This is a genomic window from Flavobacterium sp. TAB 87, from assembly GCF_001529295.1.
GTDB lineage: Bacteria > Bacteroidota > Bacteroidia > Flavobacteriales > Flavobacteriaceae > Flavobacterium.
In genome coordinates this window covers 992511-1014695 of the sequence record NZ_LLWK01000038.1, presented here as the reverse complement: position 1 = coordinate 1014695, position 22185 = coordinate 992511, and the positions used below count along the sequence as shown (strand labels likewise).

Genomic DNA, 22185 nt, shown 5'->3' with positions numbered 1-22185 from the left:
ACTCGATAGCGCGGATTTGCAATCCGTGCCCATCATAAACATAAATACATGTCAAAAAAAAGCACTTCCCAGTAAACGATAGCACGAATGTGCAACTCGATAGCCTCGATAGCGCGGATTTGCAATCCGTGCCTAACATAAACAAAAAACCATGTCAACAAAATACAAAGCTACAGCAAAAGAGGAAGCATTTTTTATTACACTAACCACCGTGGGCTGGGTGGATGTTTTTACTCGTTTGAATCAGAAAAATGGCATTATCAATGCTTTGATTCATTGTCAGCAAAACAAAGGATTAGAAATCTACGGGTATTGCATTATGAGTAGTCACGTCCATTTGCTTTGTAGAGCAACACATGGTTTTATCCTATCGGATGTAGTTAGAGATTTTAAAAAATTCACCTCTAAAAAAATAATTCAAACTATTATCGAGGAACCGGAGAGCAGAAGAGAATGGCTATTAGACTATTTTCAAAAAGCCTGCATCCATTTAAAAAGAACTCAGCATTATAAAGTCTGGCAAGATGGTTACCATGCGGAGTATATGTATAGCAATTCATTTATAAAACAGAAAGTCGAATATATACACATGAATCCTGTGAAGGACAAAATAGTACTAGTACCCGAAGACTATTATTTCAGCTCTGCCAGAAATTATGCGGGTCTGGAGAATGATATAGAAGTGATTTTACTAGACTTGTTTTAATCTTAAATTTTGCAGATAAGGAATGTGGTAGTGAGCACGGATTGAAAATCCGCGCGAGCAGGTCTTTTTTTGTAAGACAACACTAACTATTCACTCCTCTCTACGCACTGTTCATAAAAATTAATTATACTATATTTATACGACCAATTTTAAATCAAAAAAACAAAATGACAAATAGACACCTTATAAAAATTTGTTTGTTTTCACTATTTGCAGTAGTAATAACCTCCTATTTTCGTCATCAAAAAATACAGTTGTTAGAAAAAGAATTAGAGCAAATAAATAAAGAGATAGAGACCAAAGAAGCTAATTTTAAGCGAACATTAAACAAAATAGAGCAAGATGCAAGTAGAAAACGAAGAGAACTTATAATTAAAGGAGACTCCATTAACATAAACTACAGCGCCAACAATAGAGTCCGTAGCTGACAGAGAGAATAAGCACAGAAAGTAGCGGCTTTTAACTACGGAGACACCAGCAGCGCGTATATCTATACGTTCAAATTATCTTTAATCTTCAAACATAAAAAAAAGATACCTCTCAGTATCATTTAAAATCTTTATAGGTAGAGCTATGTCGTGTCTTCCAACTACAATTATAATTTCTCTTACGCTCATAAATCTTTTCCCTCAGGTAAAGACCTAAAATCCAAACCGCAATAAATCCCATTATCTCATACCATTCCATACATCAAATATAGAACGGACAAATAAAAGACGCTTTACAGCCACCTTAGAAATTACCTTTTTGACAACTAGTATTCCCAAATTGACAACTGCTAAAAATAAAAATACCTAACTCCAAGTGAAATAATCCATTAGCCAGATAATTATCACATTTTATCTAATCGCTACTTATTTATTCAAAGGGTCAATCTTCATCACTTGGGAACTTAATGCTTTAGTTCCACTTTTATTCATCGTTTGCATTACAGTAACTTTAATTTTATCATATTGTGGAGTAGGAAAGTCCAAGAGATCTGCGATATTTTTAAATTCAAATACCTTTGCTAATAATGCAATATGTCTCGTTGAGTATTTATGTCGTTGAGTAAATGATTCAACATTACTTACAAAGCTTTTAGCTACACCCATTGCTAGGCTTAATTCATCCTTAGTAAAGTTTTTTTCCTTACGTATGGTTTTTATATGATTTATAAACTCTAAATCGAATTGAGTAGTTTGGATTTCAAATATTTTTTTCATTTATAGCAAAGTTTTTAATCCAACTTGTCTTTTACTTATCTATATTTTTAATCTCTTATCTACTTCTTCAACTCGCTTAAAAAACTCAGATATTGGCTCTTTATAATATTCACACAATTCAAAGAGAGTACTGACAGTCATATTTTGATTTCCGGTCTCATTGCGGCCAATATGAATTGCTAAATCTTTATTGATTCGTATATTATTTGCTACCTGCTCTTGAGTCAATCCACTTTTAGCTCGAAGTTCTTTTAAAACTAGCTTAATTGCACTTAATAGTCGTTCATTTTTTATCTGTTCCATAGCATTTCAAATTGATTTAGAAAAATATTTTCACTTAATGACATATATGTCATTATATTTTTTATCTTTACATTGATGTAATACTAGAATTAGTATTATTTTTGCGACTCTTCATTTAAAACATTTGAAGCATTCGCTTTGAATCTTGCATTAGAAAACTGGAAATTTTAGCGCGCAAGATGATAAGTTAAGATGCTCACGACCATGGCGTGGGCTCACTTATTCGTGCGCAGGTATTCCAGTACCTCTAATGCGATTAAGATGAGTTCCATGCCATTTTTTTTGGTTTTTTTACTCTCCTTAATTCTTAGCGATTACTCATTTACAGATCGTCTCGCAAAAGTTTCACAAACAAAACCAAATACGCCTATGAATCAAATAAAAGCACACCCTTAAAGCTCCCAACTCGCTCATAATTAGTTCGGTTAACTGCAGCGAACCGACTATATTTCCCCTTCTAGGAAAACATTTTCTACAAGACAGTATAATCCTATAACAAAAACAGAAATAACAAAGCCGATAAAGTACGCCTGCACCCTAAGGATTACAAACAATCTATTCCTTGACTTTAATTTGAATTTAGTACAAAAGGTGCAGGTTATTTTACAAGAAACAACAACCAAAAATAAAAACGTTCGCCTATGATGCAATAAAAAACAGTAACTAAACAAAGTATATTCATACGACAATACATAAAAAAGACCCTCTATTCCTGTCGGCAAACAAAGCAGAGGGTCAAAGTCAAATAAAACGCTCGTTCCATTCAACCAATAACCAAAATTATGAAAAATAATTCAGTAATCAAGGCGTTAAGGGCAATCCATTATGCGCTCATAACAACAATCTGCCTTTACTCCGCCACTAGTAAGTCCAACAATCATAAATCAACTGCTGCCATGCAACAGCAAACGATAAACGTAAGCGGCAAAATTACCGATAATCTTGCCCCAATGGCAGGAGTCAGCATCACGATAAAAGGAAAAAATACCACCACAAATTCAGACTACAACGGTCAATATACCATTGCAGCCCACACTAACGACATTCTGGTATTTTACTTTATGGGTTTCAAAAAAATTGAAATACCAATTAACAAACAAAAAATCATTAACGTACAGCTCCAAGAAGAGGCTACTACACTGCAAGAAGTAAAAATAAATGCAGGCTACTACAGCGTCAAAGAAAGCGAACGCACCGGCAGCATTGCCAGAATTACGGCCAAAGACATTGAAACACAACCCGTCACTAATGTTTTGGCTACCATGCAAGGAAGAATGGCAGGGGTAAATATTACGCAAACTACAGGTGTGCCTGGCGGAGGATTTGACATCCAAATAAGAGGCCGAAATAGCTTGAGGCTCGATGGAAATTCACCTTTATATATTATTGACGGTGCACCCTACGCTTCTGAACCAATCGGAAGTTCCTTCACATCAAGTACTACTCCCCAATCAACTAGCCCACTAAACAGTCTCAATCCAGCCGACATACAAAGCATAGAGATACTAAAAGATGCTGATGCTACAGCTATTTACGGCTCCCGAGGAGCAAACGGTGTGGTACTCATTACAACTAAAAGAGGGAAGGAAGGCAAAACGAATTTCACAGCAAACTATTCAAACGGTGTTGGACAAGTTACTCGCTTCCTTAAACTCATGAACACTTCTCAGTACTTACAAATGAGAAGAGAAGCTTACAAAAATGACGGAATTACCAATTATCCCGAAGCTGCTTATGATATTAATGGAAACTGGAGCCAAAATAGAGATACCGATTGGCAAAAAGAATTAACAGGGGGGACCGCAATGTTTACAAACCTTCAAACTTCTTTATCGGGAGGCTCGGCTCAGACACAGTTTATACTTAGTGGCAATTACAGCAAAGAAACTACTGTATTTCCTGGTAATTTTAAGTACAATAAAGGTAATTTTCACTTGAATGTCAACCATCAATCAGACAGTAAAAAATTCAAGATAAATACTACAACGAGTTATTCAATACAAGATAATCTCCTTCCTTCTGTCGATTTTACACGTGAGGCTATAAAACTGCCACCTAATGCTCCTGCTCTGTATGATATAAATGGAAAAATAAATTGGGAGAACAATACGTTCAACAACCCCCTGGCCCTTCTTTCTGGGAAATTCGACAGCAACACTTACGACTTACTAGCCAATTCAATAGTGTCGTACGACCTACTGAAAGGACTAGAAATCAAATCTAATTTTGGATTCAACGACCTCCGTCATGAAGAAACACAAACATTACCTTCCACAAGGTACAACCCGAGTTACGGAATTGGTAGCGAAGCTTCGTCAATTTTTAAAAACAGAACAAATAGGCAGTCTTGGATAATCGAACCGCAACTAGTGTACAACTATGAACACACCAATTTAAAAATCAACATTCTTACAGGAGCCACCTTTCAACAACAAAACAGCAACCAGATTGTAAACTCAGGATATGGATTCGCAAGCAATAGTTTGATTAATGATCCAGCAGCAGCCTACCAGTATAAACTCAGAAACAGTAACCAATCAGTATATAAATACCAAGCCTTTTTCGGAAGGATAAATGTAAACTGGAAAGACCGCTACATTATCAATCTTACCGGCCGAAGAGATGGATCCAGTCGTTTTGGCCCAGGAAAACAATTTGCTGTTTTTGGCGCAGCAGGTATGGCATGGCTTTTTGGAAACGAAAAAATCATAAAAGAGAACCTCCCTTTTTTGAGTTTTGGAAAACTACGAACAAGTTATGGTACTACGGGCAATGATCAAATCGGAGACTACCAGTACCTGGACACCTATAGCATCTCAGGAAGTCACTATCAAGGAATTAATGGACTAGCTCCCACCAGGCTATTCAACCCTGATTTTGCATGGGAAACCAATAAAAAGTTCGAAGTGGCTCTGGAAACCGGTTTTCTAAATGACCGAATTTTTGCCACTATAGGCTGGTATCGCAATCGCTCGTCGAACCAGCTGGTGGGCATACCGCTACCTGCTACGACCGGATTTACTCAAGTACAAGCCAACTTAAATGCTACGGTAGAAAATACAGGCCTAGAAATTAGTCTTCGTACGATCAACATAAAAACGTCCAAAATCAATTGGACTACAAATCTCAATTTCACCCAACCACGCAACAAACTTATTTCATTTCCAGATCTCGAAGGCTCAACATACAAATACCAATTTGAAATAGGAAAACCGCTAAATAGCACTAAAGTGTACAAATACTTGGGCTTAGACACTCAAAGCGGCATATATCAGTTCGAAGATGTGAACGGCGACCAAATAATCTCTGCAGGCGCAGATAAAAAATATAGTGTAGATCTTAATCCTAAATTTTATGGAGGCTTACAAAATCAATTGCAATATGGCCCTGTACAGCTCGATTTCCTTTTCCAGTTTGTCAAGCAACTGAACTTTAATCAAACATTCAGTGCGCCAATGCCAGGATTAATGATTAACCAGCCTACCGCAGCTATTGCACACTGGCAGAGTGCCGGTGACTCCGAACCATTTCAGATTTATAGCAGTGGCAATAAGTATAACGTACAAGTAGCAAATACAAGACATGCCCAAAGCAATGCTGGAATTAGTGATGCCTCGTACATCAGGCTGAAGAATATCTCACTTTCATTTGACCTGCCACACAGATGGACCAAAAACATAAAATGTAAAGTGAGTATCCAAGGCCAAAATATGCTAACCATTACTTCTTACAAAGGAGCGGACCCCGAATTTAAAACGGCTGGATTCTTACCTCCGCTTCGCATTTACACCAGCAGCTTACAACTTATCTTTTAACTAAAAACGTATAAAATGAAAAAATACAACATCTTACAACTACGCTGTTTTATAAACTATAAAAATACTTCATTAACTACGGTATTGTTTTTTGCAATTATTTCAAATAGTATGCTAAGCTGCGATAGTTTCATACAAGTTGACCTGCCCGTTTCGCAACTTCCAGCGCAATCAGTTTTTAATGACAAAGCTACTGCAACTGCTGCAATGATAGACATTTATGCAAAAATCCGCAACAAGGGTCTATTTACAGGAAATCCGTCAGGACTGTCCAATCAACTTGGATTATACGCAGACGAACTTACAGCATTCGGCGGAGAGCTAAACTTTTACAACAATTCAATTCTGTCATCGGATTATCAAGTAGCAGAGTTATGGAACAGCAGCTACAATCAAATTTATGCTGCGAATTCGGTTTTGGAAGGAGTCAATAAGAGCACTGCACTTACAGAACTGGACAAAAAAGAATTAAAAGGAGAAGCGCTATTTGTGCGGGCATTGGTACATTTCCATCTACTTAATATTTTTGGAGACATCCCCTACATCCTAACTACAGATTATAAGCAGAATCGACTAGTAAAACGCATGTCCGAAAATGAAATTCGCAACCACATCAACGCAGATTTAATTGATGCAAAGTCATTACTGCCTGAAAAATATCTGACTTCAGACAGGACAAGACCGAACAAATGGACGGTACAAGCATTTTTGGCAAGAGTTCATTTGTACGCAGAGGAATGGGATAAAGCAGAGCAGGCTGCATCAACAGTCATTAATCAAACAGCACTTTACCAGCCAGAAGACGACTTAAACAATATATTTCTTAAAGACGCTACTACAACAATTTGGCAACTAATGCCTGAACTTCAAGGCGGCAACACCATAGAGGCTACAGTCTTCAGCTTTATAAAAGGCCCTCCTCCTGCATCAGCAATTAATCCTGCACTACACGCAGCGTTCTCCTCAAACGATTTACGAAAAATGTACTGGCTAACTGCTGTTACAAAGGGTGCCGAAGTATGGTACCACGCCTCCAAATATAAAGCTACAAAAAACACAGGAATCTCTAAAGAATATTCCATTATGTTTCGACTTGCAGAGCAATATCTAATCCGAGCAGAAGCACGAGCACACCAAGGCAATCTAATTGGAGCAAAAGAAGACCTGAACAGGATTAGACATACGGCAGGACTAGCTCACACTTCAGCCTACACCGCTTCTGAAATCATCAAGGCGGTTTGGATGGAAAGGAAACTAGAGTTTTTTACGGAGTATGGACATCGATTCTTTGATCTCAAAAGAACAGGAATGCTTGATCCAGTTCTAACAACACTAAAAACAGGATGGAATTCGACAGACAGACTTTTTCCGATACCTGAATCTGAACTTTTGTTAAACGACAATCTCTCCCCTCAAAATGCAGGATATTAAACTTCCGTATCGTAAAAAGCCCAATCGTTTACATAAAGTTGTTTTGTTTTTTTTATGGGCAGCAATTTATTATTTTGTAATACAAGCTGTCCCTCTCATGGCACAAATTAAAGAAAAGAAACAACTGTCTACTGATGACTATTCGCAGTGGAGTAAACTTTGGCCTAAAAAAATTTCAGACAAAGGAAAATGGGTAAGCTATGCGCTACAATACAAATTACACCAAGACACGCTGTTTGTGCAAAAGACAGAAGGCGATAAAAAGTATGTTTTCCCAAACGGTAGCAACGGTGTATTTAATCAGGAAGAGTGGTTTGCATGCCTAGTAAAGGACACGCTTGTACTAAAAAATTTAGTAAGCGGTACGACAAGGTACACTCCAAATGTAGCTAGTTTCTTTTTTAACTCAAATGGTAAATTTCTACTTACTTTTTTGAACGATCGTGATGGTAGGAAGCAATTAATTATTAAAGACATGCAAGAAAAAGTCGTTGAGATAATTCCAAATATTAGTAGTTGGAAAAGCGATAGCTCAGGTAATTCTATTGTCTATTGTAATGATCGTAATGGGCAATATAACGTGGAACTAATTAAGTTTGGAAAACAATTAAGTAAAGAATCTATAGTAGTGGATAACGAAGTAGATTTCCAAAACCTTGTCTTTCGCGAAAATACAATTGCATTTACCCAAAAAGGCAAAACTAGTACCAAGTTATTCTGCTTCAACAACACTACTAAAACATTATTTCGTTACGATCCTGAAGAGCATGACGATTTTCCTGCCGATAGTAGAATTTCTGATTCCTACGGATCGCTCACACTATCCAAAGATGGCCGGCGCGTATTCTTCTTGATAAAGGAAAAAAATAATGATAGTAATAGTGATGAAACATCCGTGCAAATATGGAACACAGAAGACAAACAACTGTACAGCAATAAAAAAAAGAACGGGTTCACACCCTTGAGAGACAAGCTTGCGGTATGGTGGCCAAAGGATAATTGCATGTTGCAGATAACAACAAAAGAACGGCCCTCAGCGATGCTCAATGGAAATTACAAATATGCACTTACTTTTGACCCTTTAGCATACGAGCCTCAAGCTAAATTTAACAGCGACCGAGACATTTATATTACGGATCTTTCGAATGGAAGCCAAAAAATACTTCTCGAAAAACATTCCGGTAACATCCTGACCGTACTGATGTCTCCAAATGGCAAATTTATTTCTTATACTAAAAATGGGGATTGGTGGATCTATAAAATAAGCAATGGCACTCATACCAATATTACCCGCAACATAGGGGTGAACTTTTTTAGAGAAGACAACAACACCCCTGGAGAAGCTCAAATGTACGGTAACATCGGTTGGACGGAAAATGATAAAACGGTGTATGTATACGACCAATTTGACATCTGGGAAATAACCCCCGACGGAACCTCAGCTAGTCGATTGACCCACGGTAGAGAAAAGCACTTGCGCTTTAGAGTCGTCCCGCTAAGTCCCGAAAAACAATTTGCCGAAAGCTTACTTGACTTTAATACGCGTAGCTTTTGCAGCCAAGAGAAACTACTGTTGGAAGCCTATGATAAACGCACAGAAACGGTTGGCTATTACGTATGGAAGCGGAAAATAGGAGAAAAAGTCGTAGTACCCCTCAACGGGAAAAGATCTCATTTCATGAAAACGGCTAAAAGTGAAGCTTTTGTTTACATGGAGCAAACCTATGAACAAGCCCCCACACTCGTTTTTCAAGCCAACAGTATGGTAAAACCAAAAGTGCTAGTGAAAAGTAATCCGCAACAAAAAAACTTTAATTGGGGTAAATCCGAGCTAGTAAATTATGAGGTAAATGGCGAAATAATAAGAGCTGCGCTCTATTACCCAGCAAAATATAAAAAAGAACAAAAGTATCCTATGATAGTACAAATTTATGAGCGCCAATCACACTATGTAAACGATTACGTAAACCCCTCTGTTTATGAGCAAGGAGGATTTAACATAACTAATTTTACAACACAAGGATATTTCGTTTTGTTACCGGATATCAATTATAAATTTGGAGATCCTGGAGAGTCAGCTAAAATTTGCACAATCGCAGCAACTAACGAAATCATAAACAGAGGACTGGTAGATTCATTGAGAATTGGCTTAATTGGGCATTCCTTCGGAGGTTATGAAACTGATTTTATTCTCACAAAAACTAATAAATTCGCTGCAGCAGTTTCGGGAGCAGCATGGACCGACTTGGTGAGCACTTATTTTTCCATCGGAGAAAGCTATTTAAAACCAGAATTTTGGAGGTTTGAGGAGCATCAATTGCGTATTGGAAAGTCATTCTTTGAAGACATGTCTAGCTATATCAGGAATTCTCCGATATTGAATGCGGAACAGATCACAACTCCTTTACTAGCTTGGTCCGGTCAAAAAGATCGTACGATTAGTTATCACCAAAGTATTGAATTTTATCTGGCATTAAGAACACTTAAAAAAAAGCATCTACTATTAATTTACCCCAATGAAGATCACGCAGTAGTGAACGAACATAATCAAAAAGATTTAACTGAACGTATCAGTGAATGGTTTGGGTATTATCTTAAAAGCGAAAAAAGAAAAAAATGGATGGATGCAAATAATCCATAAAATGGTAGTCATAGTTTAAAAATGCCGTTTGGAAAATTCCAAACGGCATTCTACAACTCATCTTTTTATTATTGGACACTTCTTTTAAGCACATTTGGACAAGAGGTTGGATTCTCTGCATCTAATTCATAAAGAGTAGATCCATCAATGTCTGACGTACAAATAAAATTTCCCGTATTGTCGCACATCTGAACCCGCTCACAATTCTGAGGAGCATTGACATGTTTATAACCCCACTCAGGTGCCGTTTTACTTTCAGCCTTGCTCGTTGCATCAGCCTGAAGTGCACCTAAAAATCCAAATGCAAGTACTGCAATCGGAGCTGCTAAATCAAAGATTTTAGTTCTCATAATAATTCTATTTATAAATTATGATCTACTCTTTTTTACAGGTTTTCGATCAAATTCCTGCTACTTGGCCAATAGATTTTAATGTAATTTACTTTTTAGTAGTTGTACTATAATGAGCTGTAATCGCCGCTCCCATAGTATAACGTACAATCTGATTTCCTATTAAAGCATACAACTGATTATTTTGTACTGCAAAACTTTTCATTTTCTTTCCTTCTTCGTCGTAGAGGTAGAAACTAAGCAAGTAACTATTGTCTGAAAGATTATATAGATCTATAATACTTGCACTCTTCCACATTTTAATACTTTCGTAACGTCCCATTATTTCTGAGTTAACAAACAACAGATTATCAAAAACCGCACAAGCTTTGTTTACAACTAATGCCGGCTTCCGCAATTTTCTTACACCATGGCTAGGGATAGTAACTACCTCGAGCTTAGCATGACCTATGCTGTCTATAGTTTTCCCTCTAAAGTCTATCATAAGATTACGGTCTACAACAGTAAATTGATTGCGATACGCATAGAGATAAATAAACCGTTTCATCTTTTTACTGTATACAAGATGGCCATCGGTATCAAAAAGTCCGTCAATTTGTTCTTCCAAAATTTGAGAATTGAACAACGTTTCCGAATTCTCTAGAAGATTCATCCTGCCGATTATACTTTTGGCAGTGCCTCGTTGCAGAGCACGTACAATCAGTGCTGTAGAATCTATAGGTACGGAAAGCGTAAAATACGCGTTGCCAGTATTTACTAGATGAGCTTTCCAATCACCTATTTTTCCTTTAAACACACAGGGAACAGTTCCGTCTGAAACATAAAAATAAGGAGAATCTACTTGTACAGTGAGCGCCCTAAAAGGAAGCTCTTTGTGGTCCAATTCGATATGATATTCTTCTTTTTTTTGCAAATTAGAGTCCAGTACGGTCAGTAACAATTGCGCACTTGTACTACCCAAGTAAAGTTTATCGTCAGCAATCCCCGCGATATAAAAGGAATTGAATGCAAGGTTTGCTACTTTTGCTTTCACTGCGGGAAAATGTGGAAAGCGTCTTATAAAACCATTACGATAGTGCATATTATTTTCCGAAAGCAGGAACAGCACTACAACTAATGAAATACTACAAAAAGTAGAAGTACAAAAGACACCTACTTCCAATTTTGAATTGAAAGAGCAGAAAGCATTCTGTTGATTCCATTTAAACAGTAACATGCCCACTACAGCTAGAAGAAGAAAACAGAAATTAAAAATAAGATGCTCTTTCCAACTCATTTTCTCCAGTATGCCCCCACAAGAACAAGGTACGAAAGAACTGTAATTCAAAATAATAATGATATAAGTTGTAAACATCACCATCAAACTAAAGGCTGCGAACAATCCTGCAAAACGACATTTTGGCACAATCAAAAGGACAACTATGGAGAGTTCTAGTACTGGAACTCCCCAAGATACATACTCCGCAAAACTACTAAGTAAAGGCGACTGCCCCAGCTGAACCGTAAAATTTTCAAAGTCGAGCAGTTTGCTTACGGCAGCATAAACAAAAAGTAAAACGTAAAGGAGACAAATTCCCTCAATAAATAAATTTCGTATTTTGGCATGTACGCTCATGACTTCATTGTTTAATTTCAATGAAGTAAATTTCTGAATTTCAAAACAATTCCACTTGTAAAATCTGGAATAGAACTTGGCTAAAGCGGAGAAATTCCACAATGAATAGTAGTTTGAGTAAAAGGTATAAAACGTAATAGTTCCGTTTTACAATTCATGCCCGAAAAATATTTTTTTCACAAAGCAGTAAACAACAACTAGCCACAATTCAAAACTCACCAACCACCATCAAAGATTCAGTACTCCAAACTGCCCCCGTACTACGTATTAGTTCCTACTTAATAATTACCACGCACTACTTAACAATTAATAATTACCACTTAACACGTACTACTTACCACGCACTACTTAATACTTACTAACTAATATTTAATAATTAATAATTACCACTGAATACTTAACAATTAATATTTACCACGTACTACTTAACAATTAATATTTAACAATTAATAATTACCACGTACTACTTAATACTTAACAATTACCATTTAACAATTAATAATTACCACGACTACTTAACAATTAATAATTAACAATTAATAATTAACAATTAATAATTAACAACTGCCCCTCAAAGGCAGATAACGAACTGGTTTACTCCTTTTCAGTTCATTAGGCGAATACCCAAAACGCTTTTTAAAAGACTTAGAAAAATTAGAATAATCAGTAAAGCCATTCAGATAAGCAATGTTTTTCAAAGGAATGCTCGATTCTGTAACCATCAGATGCGATCGTTTCAAACGTTCTTCATTGTAAAATTGGTAAATACTCGTGTTGAAAAAATACCTAAAACCATCTTTCAACTTGTATTCATTGGTCGAAAATAATTTAGAAAGAGCTTTCAAGGGAGGCAACGGTTCGTCCAGATGATGCAATATGTAGTCGTAGAGTCGCTGTAGGAGTACAGCATCTAATTGTCGGGACTTGATTTGCTTTGCATTTTCCGGCTCTTTATCGGTTACTAAAAGATCAAATACCGCTGTTTCGGGTAGTGAGTTCACAGCATTCAAGAGAACAGCCGAATCGTGACAAAGAGAGAGTAGCGTACAATTGACAAGTAAAAAAAGGTTGTTTTTGGTCACAAAGTGAAGGGTGGCATGGGTTTGATTGCAAATGCTAGGATGGAGCAATTGATGCGCAGCTCTTACTTTTTCGAGCGATTCGGCAGTTAAAAAAACGGATAAAGGCTTGTTCACTAATTCGCTGCTTCCATAACCCAACAGTGCAACAGCCGCAGTAGTTAAATTGGTGATGCATAAATTAGAATCTAAGACTAAGCTAAACTGCGTACTAAAATGATGTGATTTGTGGGTGTTGACATATCCCCATTGAAAAATAGCTTCATTCATCTCTTCGGATACCATGTTAAGAAGCACAACCAAGGCTTCTAGCTCATCATCGAGAGCACTGGAAGGAATACGGATGTTAAAATTGCCTTTAGCCATCTCAAATAACATGAGGCGTACCGCTTGAAGTCTTTGTTGATTGTGAAGTTTATCCATACGATCTTGTCTGCTATAATAGTGATTAGAAACTAAACATAGTTCTGGAGAAAGGCAATCGCCTCTTGTTGTACAATGAAAAGTTGCGTGGGCACCGCAGGTTTACTAATTTCAAGATAAAAACTGCTAATCGTCAGTGAAACTTGTTGATTGGTCAGTAAGGCCACTGCCTTGGTAAATACAGAACCAGACTGTGCCAGATAATCTCTACCTACTTTGTCAGCACAACTAATGGTTCGAATGTCGCATAAAATCGGATAGCTTTTTTCATTTTGAAAATGAATTCGATCCGAAACGATTTGTTGAGCGGATGCTCGATCGATACAAACATTTTCTTTGTATATAAAAAAAAGAATACCGTCAGCAATCCAAAAGCGTGCATATTGATTCTCGTAACAATCGGGTGACTCTGTCATAACCTGCTCATTCAAATAGTGTTAATTAACAAAATTAACGATAATTACTTCAAATTAAATTGTGCATTTCGTATTATATGTTGCAAATCACACAATAACTTGTCAATACAGGAATCTTAGTTGTCATTTTGGGAATAGTACACTATCGGATGAAAATTCTTTCATTTATTATGTACACTTTTATAAAGTAATTACAAACAGATGATCTAAAATCAAAAAGAAAATGGTAAAAATAAAGCACAATAATTATATGGACACGGTGGACGAAGTAGTCGCAGCTGCAAAAAAAGAGGGAGTAGTACTACTTTATGCAGAAGATGCAAATTTAGATCGAAGAACAAGTACGGTAAAAGAAAAAGAAAGATTTCATTTTGGAACAACAGGCTATCAGGTAGCTCGTATTTGAAATTAGTTAGCACGGATTTGCAATCCGTGCCCTCAAAGCCAATGAAATTAATAAAAAGAAGAGCCCCTAGCTCCGATTCAAATAGCAACCCAAACCCACTACTCAATACTCAAAACCCAAAGTCACTACTCACTATTCACAACCCAATACTCACTACTCAAAACCCAAACCCACTACCCACTACTCACTACTCACTATTCACAACCCACTACTCACTATTCACAACTCACAACTCACTATTAACAACCCACAACTCACAACTCACAACTCACTATTCACAACCCACAACACAAACTCACTACTCACAACCCACTACTCACTACTCACTCCAAATCTAACCTCAAACCCTACAACAACATGCAACCCAACAAACATCTTACTATTTTATTTGATCGACTGGTAGAAGACAGAAATATCCATCCAACACACATCAGCTTATACTTCAGCCTCTTTCAATACTGGAACATCAATCGATTTCAAAATCCCATTACCATAACGCGAGAAGAAATAATGCTCGTGAGTAAAATAGGTTCTCGAGCTACGTACCACAAATGCATGCGCGAGCTCAACGACAAGGGCTACATAAAGTACGAACCCACTTTCAATCCATTCAAAGGAAGTTCCGTTTTGCTATTCAATTTTTCCGAAGAGGAAACAGTGATTCCATAACTAGCAACTACAATTTGCAATAATACACTTATGAATCGCTCCCCATGGACACGACGCTATTACTATTCATCCCTCAGTATTCACTAATCACAACGCACTATTTACTGTTTACTACTTACAATTCACCAATCACTTCTCATTCAAGACTAAACAAAAAAAAGGCCTCACTAGGAGGCCTTTTTTAAAATACTTTGCATACTACTTTTAATTGTCTAATACTTCAAAAGCAGAATTCATACTCTTAAACTCAGGAACAATATGCTTCATTTTACTAACAATCGCATCATTCGCAAAACTATTGGCAGTTAAAATCAATTCGCTAATATCTGCATGTAAATTCTCATATTCTTCCAATAATTCTTGTGCAATCATAATTTTATTATGATACGTCGGTAAAGTTTTCGAATTATCATTGAGCAACTCTTCGTACAGTTTTTCACCTGGTCGCAAGCCTACAATTTTAATCATAATATCTTTATCAGGAATAAATCCAGCGAGTTTAATCATTTTCTTAGCCAAGTCAATAATCTTAACAGGCTTACCCATATCAAAGATATAAATTTCACCCCCTTTACCCATTGCACCCGCTTCCAAAACCAATTGACAAGCTTCGGGAATAGTCATAAAATATCGAATAATGTCGGGATGAGTTATCGTTAACGGTCCTCCGTTTTCAATTTGCTGTGTAAATAAAGGCACAACAGAACCATTGGAGCCCAGTACATTTCCAAAACGGGTAGTAATAAATTTCGTAGAAAAAGCTTCGCTCTCTTTATTTTTAAGTGACAGTGATTGTACGTATTTTTCAGCGATACGTTTACTGGCGCCCATTACATTACTCGGATTTACCGCTTTATCTGTAGAGACCATCACGAATTTCTTAACATTATAAACACACGATAAATCGGCTAGATTTTTAGTTCCTTCTACATTAGTGATCACCGCTTGTGACGGATTCTCTTCCATCAATGGAACATGCTTATAGGCCGCCGCATGAAAAACAACCTGCGGTTTGTATTGCTCAAAAATACGCTCTAATGCCTTTTTGTTGCGAACATCTACAATAGCTGGAACAATTTTGACATCATTCTCAAATTTATCAATTTCAATACATAAAGAGTGTAAAGGAGTTTCCGCCTGATCTAAAATGATGATCTTTTTAGGATTAAAGGTCAGAACTTGTCTCACAATCTCGCTACCGATAGACCCTGCCGCACCAGTTATTAAAACGGTTTTATCTTTCAATTGTTTGGATATCGATTTACCATCTAAAACTATTGGTTTGCGTTCTAATAAATCTTCAATCTGAATATTTTTAACTTTCCTGGAAATCTCTTTTTGATTTTCCCAGTCCGTAATCAAAGGAACAGTGTACACTCTGTAATTAAATTCTAAACAGTGATCCACAATAATCAATCGCTCTTCTTTAGTTAAGCTTTTGTCAGCAATAATTACCCCTTCCGCAGCTACAGAACGCATAAGTGCTGGCAACCGCTTCTTCTGAATTAAAATAGGCAAATCCAACATACGCTTGGACGCATTTTGACTATTTTTATCTACAAAACCAACAATCTTAAATCGTGAAGGAGTTTCAAATTTCAATGCATTGGCTACAGATATGGCGTTGGCATCTGTTCCGTAAATTACAGCGCGAATTAATTTACTTGAACTATTCTCTGAAAAATACAGTTCAAAAGTTTGTTTAACGACCACACGGTACAAAAACAAACCACAAAAAGAGAGTACAATATTAATAAACAGTGCGGTGTTTAAAAATACTTTGCTTCCGATATAAAGATCATAGGCGGTATTAAAAAAAAGAAAAAAGATTAGCACAGACAGCTGAGAAAAAAACAATTTTACTGCATCAATATAAGACGAATGTCTTATAATTCCAGAGTAGGTACGAAACAACCAGAAAAAAAATACATTTACTCCTAGCAAGCACATTACTAGCAAAAAATTATGTGGTGCAATGAGGTACTTCAGCCCCATACCTTTGAAAAGCAAAAAAGTAAAAGTAAAAGAGAACAACAGTACCAGAACGTCCATGATAACAATAATCCAACGTGGCAAATAACCAAGATTATGAATCTCAAATTTCAAATTTTTTCTGGAAAATGGTTTTTCAGTCAAAGTAGTAAGGATAATTTTATTTCTAAATATTTTAGATTGTTGTCTTTTTATTTGTTTAAAAACAAGAAACAATCTCCACAAATTTAAACATTTAATAAAGATTTTTTCTACATACCATAATAATTTATGATTTTAAAATCGTCTCAAAAACCGTTGCTATTCGTTCAGATTCTAAAGCGGTCATATTAGAACTTGAAGGTAAACACAATCCTGTATTAAAAAGATTTTCAGCAACTTGCTTTCCGTAATACTGATATTTTTGATATAATGGTTGTAAATGAAGTGGTTTCCACAAAGGTCTAGTTTCGATATTATCATGTTCTAACGCCAGTCTTAAATTCTCTCGCGCTGCATAAGATGAAAAAATAACGGCATTGAGCCAGAAGTTCGAATCATAATTTTCATCCGGATTTTCAAATAATTGGATGTTATCATAGGATTGAAAAAGTGAACTGTAAAATTCGTGAACAGACTTTCTTATGAGAAGATGCTCCTCTAAAACTTGCATCTGACCGCGACCAACTGCAGCACAAATGTTACTCATTCGGTAATTATAACCTAACGCGCTGTGCTGATAATGAGCTGCTGCATCCTTAGCTTGTGTGGCTAAAAAAATAGCTCTTTGCTTTATTTCTAAGCTTTTGCATACTACCGCACCGCCTGCTGAAGTGGTAATGATTTTGCTGCCATTAAAAGAAAATATCGCAATGTCGCCAAAAGTACCGCAGAGTTTTTCTTTATAACGACTTCCAAGCGCCTCAGCACTGTCTTCTATAATTGGAATATTATATTTATTTGAAATGGCCTGAATCTTTTCTACCTGAAAAGGCATTCCATATAAAGTGACTATAATAATGCATTTTGGCTTCTGCCCTTTCTGAATATTTTCTATAATTGCTTCTTCTAATGCTTCAGGACACATGTTCCAAGTGAATGTTTCACTATCAATAAAAATAGGCTCAGCACCTAAATACAAAATTGGATTGGCAGATGCTGTAAAAGTCAGGGTCTGACATAAAACGAGATCACCTTTTGCTACTCCTAGTAAAATTAAAGCGAGATGCAAAGCCGAAGTGCCCGAATTTACAGCTGCGATATGATAACCGCCTAGATAATTTTCTAAAGATTCTTCAAATGCATCTACATTTTCTCCACCGCTCGTAATCCAGTTGGACTCAAATGCATCTTGAATAAAGATTTGCTCGGCACCGCCCATGTGTGGAACAGACAACCAAATTTTTGAATTTTTCACCCTTTAAAAAAATTCATTAAATAGCAATTTTCTTCACCACTGCTCTTCTCATAAACAAATAAGCAAAACTTAGAACGACTAAAATTCCTAAGCTAACTAAGAAGGTTAGCATATCGTTTTTATCTAAAAATATTAAGAGTAGGTTTATAATAATTTGTACAAAAGCATATAAAAAAGCCACTTTTAAATGTGAAAAGCCAAGTTCATTCGCTAAATACTGGTATAAATGTGAGCGGTGTGCTTCGAATATATTTTCTCTTTTTGCCAAACGACTTGCAATAGTAATAATAGCATCAATTCCGTATACAGCAAAAAATAAAAGGTAACCAATTTGTCCCGTTTCTAAAATCGTAAAAATCATAAAATAGCCTAGAAACACAGCCATGCCAATACTGCCCACATCTCCAGCAAAAGTTTTTGCTTTTTTTCGAAAATTAAAGATTCCAAAAACCGCAGCTGCAATAAACATACTAGATAGTAATGAAAAATGCACAAAATTAACGGGTAAGTAAGCAAAAGAGCCAATAGCCACTAAAGCATATAAGACAGTGATACCGTTAATTCCATCCATAAAATTAAAAGCATTCACCCATCCAATCACCAAAATAAAGAGTAACATTAACAACCAAATTGGCTCACGAAACAAGTCTAAATCGTAAATAACTAATAAAATAGCAATACAATGAAAGGCAAAACGGGGCAATTGAGAAATGGGTTTAATATCGTCTATAAAGCTAACAGCACCAACCAGCACAACTGCCAGCGTAAAATACCACGAACAATACCCCATAAAACAGGCGACAATCATGGCAATTGGAAAGATAATTCCGCCCCCTCTCAAAGTAATAGAAGTATGAGAAGAACGACTATTAGGCTTGTCTATTATATTGTAGTGATCTGCAAGTCTAAAGTAAAGCAACTCAATACCCAGAAAAAGAAAGAATAAAAAAAAATACTGCATTTTAAAATTATAAATTGTTTGAATTATCAACCGTAAACTTTGTAAAATTGAATTTTGAACTATGAATGAGATCTCAAACTTGGATTGTTCGAGAAAAAAGCCTTGTAAGGCGCGAACTAGCAATGTAAAGTGATATAGGAGTTACCAACTAGTACTACTCACACTTAATATTAACTATTCAAAACTAATTAACTACTACTCACTAATTAATACTTAATAATTAATACTCACTACTCACTACTTAATAATTAACAATTAATAATTAACACTCACTACTTAATAATTAACACTTAATAATTAATAATTAAAACTTACTTACTTCATTCGCCCTAAATTTTATACTTCAATAAATTTATTAAATATTCACCATAGCCAGATTTTTTTAAGGGCTCAGCTAAAGCGCGTAATTGATCTGAATTGATAAAACCTTGTCTCCAAGCAATTTCTTCAATACAACCCACTTTTAAACCTTGACGCTCCTCTAAAACCTGAACAAATTGTCCTGCTTGCATTAAACTATTAAAAGTCCCCGTATCCAGCCAAGCGGTACCGCGACTTAAAATACCTACTTTTAGTTTCCCTTGCTCTAGATAGACTATATTTACATCCGTAATTTCATATTCTCCTCTAGCGCTTGGCTCAATATTCTTAGCAATTTCTACCACAGAATTATCATAAAAATACAGTCCTGGTACGGCATAATTTGATTTTGGTTCCAAAGGTTTTTCTTCAATAGAAATCGCTTTTTTACTGTCATCAAATTCCACGACACCATAACGTTCCGGGTCAGCAACGTGATAAGCAAAGACGACTCCGCCTTCTGGATTCGAATTCTCTTTTAACAATTGTTGCATATTGGTTCCAAAGAAAATATTATCTCCTAAAACCAAAGCTACTTTATCCTTTCCTATAAATTCTTCTCCAATTACAAATGCTTGCGCTAAGCCATTAGGATTAGGTTGTTCAGCATAACTAAATTGGCATCCTATTGAACTACCATCACCTAATAATTTCTTAAAATGAGGTAAATCGTGTGGTGTTGAAATTATTAATATCTCATGAATACCTGCCATTAACAAGGTTGATAATGGATAATAAATCATTGGTTTATCGTACACAGGCATTAACTGTTTGCTAACTGCTAAGGTTAATGGGTGTAATCTTGTTCCTGAGCCACCTGCTAATATTATTCCTTTCATTTTTTTTATTTTAAATTAAATATATTAGAATGTTTTACTAAATGACATTATTTAACAATTGCATGCATTTTTTCAAACTGTCTTTATAATAGGGAACAGCTACTTCATATACATTTCTAATCTTAGATTTATCTAGCAACGAGTAGGCTGGTCTTGTAGCGGGCGTAGGATAAGCCGAACTCGGAATGCCACTAATTTCGCATTGAAACCCACCTATTTCCTGAATGGCTAATGCAAATTCATACCAACTAATTTCGCCCTCGTTAGAGAAATTATAAATTCCCGGTTCCCAGTTTGAGCTGGTAAGAATTACCATAATTGCTTGTGCTAAGTCAGCTGCGTAGGTAGGACTTCCGATCTGATCATTTACAATACTTAGCGCATCTCGTTCTTGCATTAGGCGCGACATCGTTTTAACAAAATTAGCACCGTAGCTTGAATAAACCCACGAAGTACGAATGACGATGGCATTTGGATTGTTCTCTAGACATGCGTTTTCCCCCGCTAATTTTGTTTTTCCATAAACATTGATAGGATTAACAGCTGCTTCTTCAGTCAAAGCAGTCGCTGATGTCCCATCAAAAACGTAATCGGTCGACACATGAATAAATTGACAGCCATTCGTCCCGCTCCACTTTGCTAAAATTGACACACATTTATGATTTAAAATATCGGACAATTCAAGTTCAGATTCTGCTCTATCAACTGCTGTATGCGCGGCACAATTGATAATAATCTGCGGATTTATAGCATCCAATTCTGTTTCCAGCTTTGTTAAATTACATAGATCTAATTCTTCTCTATCGGTATAAATCCACTCATATTGCGAGTAATTTTCCGCTAAAACTTTCAATTCGGATCCCAATTGACCATTGGCTCCGGTAATTAATATTTTTTTCACAATTATAAATTTTTCATTTCACATAACTCTTAACCACTCAGTATTCGCAGCCAAGCATACCTAAGATTCACCACTCACAGTAACGCCTCACTATTCATTAGTCACTAGTAACTAATTAAAACTCCCAATCAATAGCATCAAATCCAGGCAAAATCATATCTTTTTCAGAAACAATCACATCCAAAGGTGCAACTTTCCAGTCAATAGCTAATGTAGGATCATCATAACGTATTCCTCTTTCACTTTCCTTATCATAAAGCTGATCAACTTTGTACAGTACCGATACTGCTTCACTTAACACCGAAAAACCATGCGCAAAGCCGTGCGGGACCATCAATTGCTTTTTATTCTCGGCACTCAAAACAACACTAAAATGCTGTCCGTAAGTTGGCGAATTTTTACGTAAGTCTACGGCGACATCGAGAATTTCTCCCTGCAGCACGCGGACTAATTTGGCTTGTGCAAAAGGATTTATTTGCAAGTGCAGACCACGAATTACGCCTTTAGTAGAAAAAGATTGATTGTCCTGAATAAAATTATACATAATTCCATTCTCATTAAATTTTGCTTTATTATAAGCTTCGAAAAAGTATCCACGGTCGTCGTTGAATACATTGGGGTTTATAATAACCAAATCTTGGATTGGGGTTTTTTCTACTGTCATTTTATATTAGATT

The 22185-nt window shown here is 36.2% G+C and carries 19 protein-coding genes; 7 read left to right on the top strand and 12 right to left on the bottom strand.

What is annotated here, in order from left to right; translation table 11 throughout:
- Positions 1 to 151 precede the first annotated feature (151 nt).
- Positions 152 to 706 carry a transposase gene (locus tag AP058_RS16520; protein WP_066313394.1) on the top strand — a complete coding sequence of 185 codons (555 nt, stop codon included), beginning with the start codon at positions 152 to 154 and terminating at the stop codon, positions 704 to 706.
- Between the two features lie 167 nt (positions 707 to 873).
- On the top strand, positions 874 to 1134 hold the full coding sequence (locus AP058_RS16515; RefSeq protein ID WP_066313392.1) for a hypothetical protein: 261 nt from the start codon (positions 874 to 876) through the stop codon (positions 1132 to 1134).
- A 426-nt stretch (positions 1135 to 1560) separates the two neighbouring features.
- Here the strand turns inward: AP058_RS16515 and AP058_RS16510 are convergent, their stop codons facing one another.
- The gene (locus AP058_RS16510) at positions 1561 to 1911 is read right to left on the bottom strand and encodes a helix-turn-helix domain-containing protein (RefSeq protein WP_066313389.1); all 351 of its coding nucleotides are present in this window, start codon (positions 1909 to 1911) and stop codon (positions 1561 to 1563) included.
- Positions 1912 to 1950: 39 nt separating this feature from the next.
- On the bottom strand, positions 1951 to 2214 hold the full coding sequence (locus AP058_RS16505) for a helix-turn-helix domain-containing protein (protein ID WP_066313386.1): 264 nt from the start codon (positions 2212 to 2214) through the stop codon (positions 1951 to 1953).
- A 782-nt stretch (positions 2215 to 2996) separates the two neighbouring features.
- On the opposite strand from AP058_RS16505, the gene AP058_RS16500 reads away from it, so the two are divergent.
- Genes AP058_RS16500 through AP058_RS16490 form a run of 3 tightly spaced genes read left to right on the top strand, consistent with a single transcriptional unit; the run spans position 2997 to position 10101 of the window.
- On the top strand, positions 2997 to 6029 hold the full coding sequence (locus AP058_RS16500) for a SusC/RagA family TonB-linked outer membrane protein (RefSeq protein ID WP_066313384.1): 3033 nt from the start codon (positions 2997 to 2999) through the stop codon (positions 6027 to 6029).
- Positions 6030 to 6044: 15 nt separating this feature from the next.
- Positions 6045 to 7460: a RagB/SusD family nutrient uptake outer membrane protein gene (locus tag AP058_RS16495; protein ID WP_066313381.1), complete on the top strand. Its 1416-nt coding sequence runs from the start codon at positions 6045 to 6047 to the stop codon at positions 7458 to 7460.
- Positions 7447 to 10101, top strand: a complete 2655-nt coding sequence (locus AP058_RS16490; protein WP_066313378.1) for a S9 family peptidase — start codon at positions 7447 to 7449, stop codon at positions 10099 to 10101. The genes AP058_RS16495 and AP058_RS16490 overlap by 14 nt, the downstream gene beginning before the upstream one ends.
- Before the next feature lie 68 nt (positions 10102 to 10169).
- On the opposite strand, the gene AP058_RS16485 is transcribed toward AP058_RS16490, so the two are convergent.
- The 4 genes from AP058_RS16485 to AP058_RS16470 all read right to left on the bottom strand — a co-directional run bounded on the left by AP058_RS16485 (position 10170) and on the right by AP058_RS16470 (position 13984).
- A complete protein-coding gene (locus AP058_RS16485; protein ID WP_066313376.1) occupies positions 10170 to 10451 on the bottom strand; it encodes a hypothetical protein in 282 nt (93 codons plus the stop codon).
- An 88-nt stretch (positions 10452 to 10539) separates the two neighbouring features.
- Positions 10540 to 12168, bottom strand: coding sequence for a MauE/DoxX family redox-associated membrane protein (locus tag AP058_RS16480; RefSeq protein WP_157492758.1), 1629 nt, complete (start codon positions 12166 to 12168; stop codon positions 10540 to 10542).
- A gap of 455 nt (positions 12169 to 12623) precedes the next feature.
- On the bottom strand, positions 12624 to 13568 hold the full coding sequence (locus AP058_RS16475; protein WP_082706682.1) for an AraC family transcriptional regulator: 945 nt from the start codon (positions 13566 to 13568) through the stop codon (positions 12624 to 12626).
- Positions 13569 to 13600: 32 nt separating this feature from the next.
- Entirely contained in the window at positions 13601 to 13984 is a 384-nt protein-coding gene (locus tag AP058_RS16470) for a hypothetical protein (RefSeq protein ID WP_066313365.1), read from the bottom strand.
- 223 nt (positions 13985 to 14207) lie between these two features.
- Here AP058_RS16470 and AP058_RS16465 point away from each other — a divergent pair, with 223 nt between their 5' ends.
- Both AP058_RS16465 and AP058_RS16745 read left to right on the top strand, forming a co-directional pair.
- The gene (locus AP058_RS16465; RefSeq protein ID WP_066313362.1) at positions 14208 to 14390 is read left to right on the top strand and encodes a hypothetical protein; all 183 of its coding nucleotides are present in this window, start codon (positions 14208 to 14210) and stop codon (positions 14388 to 14390) included.
- 357 nt (positions 14391 to 14747) lie between these two features.
- On the top strand, positions 14748 to 15059 hold the full coding sequence (locus AP058_RS16745; protein WP_231739709.1) for a hypothetical protein: 312 nt from the start codon (positions 14748 to 14750) through the stop codon (positions 15057 to 15059).
- A gap of 204 nt (positions 15060 to 15263) precedes the next feature.
- Here AP058_RS16745 and AP058_RS16460 read toward each other — a convergent pair whose 3' ends face one another.
- The 6 genes from AP058_RS16460 to rfbC form a co-directional block, all read right to left on the bottom strand.
- Positions 15264 to 17111 carry a nucleoside-diphosphate sugar epimerase/dehydratase gene (locus AP058_RS16460; RefSeq protein WP_231739715.1) on the bottom strand — a complete coding sequence of 616 codons (1848 nt, stop codon included), beginning with the start codon at positions 17109 to 17111 and terminating at the stop codon, positions 15264 to 15266.
- A gap of 208 nt (positions 17112 to 17319) precedes the next feature.
- Positions 17320 to 18447: a DegT/DnrJ/EryC1/StrS aminotransferase family protein gene (locus AP058_RS16455; RefSeq protein ID WP_157492756.1), complete on the bottom strand. Its 1128-nt coding sequence runs from the start codon at positions 18445 to 18447 to the stop codon at positions 17320 to 17322.
- A gap of 16 nt (positions 18448 to 18463) precedes the next feature.
- A complete protein-coding gene (locus tag AP058_RS16450) occupies positions 18464 to 19408 on the bottom strand; it encodes a glycosyltransferase family 4 protein (RefSeq protein ID WP_066313360.1) in 945 nt (314 codons plus the stop codon).
- 329 nt (positions 19409 to 19737) lie between these two features.
- Positions 19738 to 20607 (bottom strand): glucose-1-phosphate thymidylyltransferase RfbA, encoded by an 870-nt coding sequence (rfbA, locus tag AP058_RS16445; RefSeq protein WP_066313358.1) that lies wholly within the window; start codon positions 20605 to 20607, stop codon positions 19738 to 19740.
- Between the two features lie 37 nt (positions 20608 to 20644).
- On the bottom strand, positions 20645 to 21508 hold the full coding sequence (gene rfbD, locus AP058_RS16440) for a dTDP-4-dehydrorhamnose reductase (protein ID WP_066313356.1): 864 nt from the start codon (positions 21506 to 21508) through the stop codon (positions 20645 to 20647).
- Positions 21509 to 21623: 115 nt separating this feature from the next.
- Complete coding sequence (gene rfbC, locus AP058_RS16435; protein ID WP_066313350.1) at positions 21624 to 22172, bottom strand: dTDP-4-dehydrorhamnose 3,5-epimerase; 549 nt, start codon at positions 22170 to 22172, stop codon at positions 21624 to 21626.
- Between the last annotated feature and the right edge of the window lie 13 nt (positions 22173 to 22185).